The organism is Vibrio sp. 1288, assembly GCF_033344475.1.
Map to the genome: position 1 here is coordinate 1 of NZ_JAWPOX010000743.1, position 616 is coordinate 616.

The 616-nt window shown below is 48.2% G+C and carries 1 protein-coding gene; it reads left to right on the forward strand.

What is annotated here, in order from left to right; all coding sequences use genetic code 11:
* Positions 1 to 616: sulfatase-like hydrolase/transferase (locus R8O11_RS29110; RefSeq protein ID WP_318195108.1), on the forward strand; the 616-nt coding region annotated here is incomplete at both ends.

Consider the following 616-nt stretch of genomic DNA (forward strand, 5'->3'; position numbering starts at 1 on the left):
TAGCAGTATCGCGGCAGAGAAACCTAACATTCTCGTCATTTGGGGTGATGATATTGGCCAGTCCAATCTCAGTGCTTACACCTTCGGCTTGATGGGATACAAAACACCAAACATAGACAGCATCGCGAAAGAGGGCATGATGTTCACGGATTATTACGGTGAACAATCTTGTACTGCGGGTCGCTCCACCTTTATTACCGGCCAGACTGTGCTCAGAACGGGTCTAAGTAAAGTCGGGCTTCCTGGTGCTGACCTAGGTTTGAAAGCGGAAGACGCAACTATTGCGGAAATGCTTAAACCAATGGGTTACATGACTGGTCAGTTTGGTAAAAACCACTTAGGGGACAAAGACGAACATCTTCCTACTAACCACGGCTTCGATGAATTTTTTGGCAACCTTTACCACCTGAACGCCGAGGAAGAACCGGAGAACGTCGATTACCCTAAAGATCCTGAGTTCCGTAAGAAGTTTGGCCCACGCGGTGTGATTCGATCGTACGCTGACGGCAAAATTGAAGATACAGGGCCTCTGACTCGTAAGCGTATGGAAACTGTGGACGAAGAGACGTTAGATGCGGCACTCGACTTCATGGATCGTGCCGTGAAAGCGAAAAAA